The following is a 2,730-nucleotide window of genomic DNA, read 5'->3' on the forward strand; positions in this document are numbered from 1 at the left end:
TAACAGTTACCTCATAGATATACTTGTCGTCTTTCGTCAGTTTGAAGCTATAATCAGTACCATAGGTTGCAGAATTATCTGCTGTTACATCATCTTTACCAGCGCCTTCTACAGTAACTGTATAAGTCTTCGGAGTCTTGGATGCTGCTTTGATATTCAGATTTCCGGTAACATTGCTGATGCTGTAAGTGCCGTCTCCATTATCAGTCGGAGTTACCGCATCTTCGCCCATCTTTGCATCAAATGTATAATCATAATGCGGATCTTTTGCAGTGAAGGTGTAATCAGCACCCGGCATTACGGTAGATTCTCCCTCGAAATTCTCATCCAGAGTAACCTGATATCCACCAACAGAAACGGTTACTTTTGATGCTGCTGCAATCGTAGCATCCGGTGCATCATGTACAGTAGCGCTCTCGGACTTATCAATCTTTGCTGCAGTTACACTTACCTCTGCATCTCCGGATGCTTTTCCAGTAAAGGTAAGAACCAGGTTGTCCGTTCCACAGGTCTTGTCATCGCCATAACCTGCGATAGTCAGCGTACCATTTTCATCTTTTACAGTTGCATCTGTATTAATTGCTTTGTATGCCAGTTTTGCAGTATCATAAGCTACAGTAATGAAGTATGCATTGTAAGCAGTTTCGTTATCATTGGTCACAGTCAGCGTTACCGTTGCATCCTCACCGATATTAATCTGGCTGTCCTCGCCTGCAGAAATAGTATATGCCTCAGTTACCGGAACCTCCGGTTCCTCCGGTTCTGTAGATCCGCTGGAGGGCTGCCATGTAAGAATCGGATAACCATTGTTGACATTTCCGGTATCTTCCTTAAAAGCGTCTCCAATAAGAGCAAGGAACTCTGCAGATTTCAGTTCCTCCGATGTTTTTGCTGTTGCCTTGTCTCTGGAGGATGTTGGATTTCCAATACTTACTGCGGCAGAAGTGTCAAGATAATACAGATTCGCCACTTCCATCCAGCTATAATTACCTGCAATCGCGCCAACCCATCTCAAATCATGATCTGAAGTTACTGTTCCTGCATTGTAACAATTTTCCATGATGCTGGAAAGTAGTATAGTATACCATCCGTTACCGGAAGCATCGCCTGCAATTCCACCTGAGCAAGCAGTCGTCTTAGTTGAACGTACAGTAATCGCACCTGAATTATAGCAGTGTTTCACAATTCCAGGGCGGTTACCAGCATTTTCAGTAGTCTTATTTACTACCATATTTAAAGCGCCTGCAATTCCACCTGCATGCATTTCGGCTGATATACTTCCTGTATTAACGCAGCTTTCAATAATTCCGCCCTGCATACGACCGGAAATTCCGCCTGCGTAATCCGTCTTTCCATAAATTGTTCCAGAATTCTTACAATTTTCAGCAGTAGAAACATCCATAAGGCGTGCACAAATACCTGCTGCATATCCACCACCGGTAATGTCTGCTTTATTCTCACAGTTTTTGATCATAGAATTTACAATCGTATAGCTGCTATCAGCATTTGTCACTGCTTTATAAGATGCGTAGGCAGAAACACCACCACATGGCATAGTTGCGTAACTTTTAGTGTCATTATCAATGGTAATCTCTACATCATTGATAACGTTCTCAATAGTACCTCCGATCAGATATGATACAACGCCTCCTGCATAGCAATCAGGGATTGCTTCGGATGCTTTTGCCATATCTAATGTCATTGCTCCATCTACAGTCAGATTCTTTACCGTACCTGACTCTACATAACCAAACAGACCCAGATAAGATGTACTGTTTGTTGTGAAAGCTTTGCTAAGATAAAATCCACTGATAGTATGTCCATCTCCATCAAAGGTTCCACTATATTTAACCGCATTTTCACCAGAACCACCGATTATGTAATCCAGCCAGTTCTGATTGTTCAGATTGATATCTGCTGTCAATTTCGCAGATATTCCACTGTTTCCGTTCGTCTGCGTCTGTTTTGCGAACCATGCCAGTTTCTCTGCGGTATCAATCTGATACACACCGCCCTCCTGAGCCGGTTCTGCAACCGTAGTGCCATCCCATGTTCCAGCTGCTGCCATAACGCCAATGGGCATAATGCTCAACATCATCAGCAACGCCAAGACAAAGGAAAAAATCCGTTTTCTCATTTTTCTTTTTCCTCTCCTTCTTTTATTTCAAACCACCATAGTGGAATGAGCATCCCTTTTGACTATTTCAGAATCTCGGTTACAACTGCTGTAGAATCCTGTACGTTTACAATTCCGTCTCCGTTTACATCAGCTTCCAGGAACTTATGCATGGATACGGTATCAAAATCCTCGTATTTTGCATTATACATATCATATGTAAGCTGTGCATCGTTGATATCTACCTGTCCACTGAGGTTTACATCGAAGTTATAAGCCAGTTCTGTCTTCTCTGCATCTGCTTCTGCAATCTTTCCTGCTGCCTCTGTCTTCATCTGCTCTTCTGTATTTGTAGAAACAACGAGGAAGCTGTATGCATTGTACTTCTCTGACCAGAACATTGCGCTGCCGTCATAAGCCAGTACCTTTCCTTCGGATACAGTACCTGCTGCTTTGACCAGCCACATGATCTTGCCATTCAAATCAATATATTCAGATACATCTATGGTAAGTGCACTCTTCTCTGTCTTCTCTACATTTACGGTAAGTGCTGTTCCGGTAATCTTTGCTGCCGGAATGGTATATTTTCCTTCGTCGTTTGCAGTCAGAGTCTC

General features: G+C 42.8%; 2 protein-coding genes. Both read right to left on the reverse strand.

What is annotated here, in order from left to right; genetic code table 11:
• Positions 1-2,137: hypothetical protein (locus LKD36_RS17350; protein WP_331465386.1), on the reverse strand; the 2,137-nt coding region annotated here is incomplete at its 3' end.
• A gap of 62 nt (positions 2,138-2,199) precedes the next feature.
• Positions 2,200-2,730 (reverse strand): hypothetical protein (locus tag LKD36_RS17355; RefSeq protein WP_308460381.1); only part of this gene is annotated, 531 nt, incomplete at its 5' end.

The sequence above is a fragment of the Hominiventricola filiformis genome, from assembly GCF_020686965.1.
In the GTDB taxonomy this organism is placed as follows: domain Bacteria; phylum Bacillota; class Clostridia; order Lachnospirales; family Lachnospiraceae; genus Hominiventricola; species Hominiventricola filiformis.